Annotated in this window: 2 protein-coding genes; both read left to right on the top strand. The window is 57.5% G+C overall.

The window, feature by feature from the left end; genetic code table 11:
- On the top strand, window positions 1–401 hold a 401-nt coding region (locus tag IB235_RS26045), incomplete at its 5' end, for a glycosyltransferase (protein WP_304612865.1).
- Window positions 402–615: 214 nt separating this feature from the next.
- On the top strand, window positions 616–1,077 hold a 462-nt coding region (locus IB235_RS26040), incomplete at its 3' end, for a hypothetical protein (RefSeq protein WP_225612625.1).

Genomic DNA, 1,077 nt, shown 5'->3' with positions numbered 1-1,077 from the left:
ATGCCGATACGCTGGTGGTTAGGTCGATGTCTGCCCTTGCCCATCTGGACCTGCATGGCAATATCGCGGCAGCGGTTGATGATTACATCGTGCCTTTCCCGAAGAAAATCGCGACACGCCGGGACAAGTTGGGGCTTGGCCCGGACAGTTCCTACTTCAATTCGGGTGTGATCCTTTTTGACTGGCAGTCCTGCCTGAAATCCGATCTGCTTGGACAGGCGCGGCACAATGTTGAAAATCGGCATTCTGCCTATCACGCGCTGGATCAGGATGCGCTGAACGCGGCGCTGGATGGAAAATGGGCACGACTACATCCAAAATGGAATGCCCAGACCGGATTTTTGCCAGACATCCGCGATCCGATTATCGTGCATTTCACCGGACGCCGAAAGCCATGGTAAAACGGCGCGGCGTGGGTCCATCGGGAGTATTCGCGGAAATATGCGGAATATCTGGCGGGAACGGATTGGTCCGGATTTTGCGCGAACACGGCGATTTCGGGAAAGCTTGCCAAATATGCCCTGCATCTGGGTAAGAAACTTGAGGGCCTGCCCAAGGCCGGCAAGATCCGCGCCTTTCTGAAGGCCAGCAACGATGCCCGTATCTGGAGAGGCGATGACATCTGAACTGACCCTCAGCGCCGAGGAATGGCGCAGCTTCTTTGCGCCCTATACCGACATCGTCCTTGTCGCGAATAATGACGAGGTCGATGCCGAAGAACTCGCCTCGACCTTCCCCGAAACGACGTTGTTCATTTTTTTCAACAAGGTCTACAAGGTTTTGCGCGCGCCCTTCCGGCGGCCCGCACTGCTGGCTTGCCGCAGCGGTACCATGGGCGCGAATGTCGTCCATCGCCGCGAGGTCGCGGATGTCTTGGGCTATTTCGACCCGGCCTCGTTTCTGGGTGTCGTCAATGTCGCCATCATGGCGACCGAGCGCTTCAGCCCGGTCGAGGCTTTCGGCGGCGTTCCGGTCCGTCATCTGCATCTGGGTCAGATGATCCTGGGCTATTACCCCAAGGACAAGTTCCCGACGACCGGCTTCGGCCTGTGCATGTGGCTGCAATCCTTGGATCTG

It is taken from the genome of Paracoccus sp. PAR01 (genome assembly GCF_014851995.1).
Taxonomy (GTDB): domain Bacteria; phylum Pseudomonadota; class Alphaproteobacteria; order Rhodobacterales; family Rhodobacteraceae; genus Paracoccus; species Paracoccus litorisediminis.
The sequence above is the reverse complement of the archived record's forward strand: the minus strand, read 5'-3'. Positions and strand labels throughout refer to the sequence as shown.